The sequence below is a fragment of the Gilvimarinus sp. 1_MG-2023 genome (assembly GCF_030548285.1).
Genome location: NZ_JAUOSC010001261.1, coordinates 1 through 257 on the forward strand (window position 1 = coordinate 1; position 257 = coordinate 257).

Sequence of the window (257 nt, forward strand, 5' to 3'; positions counted from 1 at the left end):
CGGAAGACGCGATGCGTACCGCCTTCCCTGATGGCCAGTTTATGACCCGGGTTTGCGATGTTCTGAACGCCGACGACGTTGCCACGTTTGCCGAAGCGGTCAAGACGCAGCTGGGCAACACCGACTGCCTGATCAATAACGCCGGGCAAGGGCGGGTTTCCGGCTTTGATAACACCAGCGACGATGACTGGATGGCTGAAACCGGGTTAAAACTGTTTGGCGTGATCCGTCCGGTACGGGCTTTTATGGATCAGTTG

Annotated in this window: 1 protein-coding gene; it reads left to right on the top strand. The window is 57.2% G+C overall.

The features are described from left to right. Window positions 1–11 precede the first annotated feature (11 nt). Window positions 12–257 (top strand): SDR family NAD(P)-dependent oxidoreductase (locus Q4563_RS20915; RefSeq protein ID WP_303605886.1); only part of this gene is annotated, 246 nt, incomplete at its 3' end.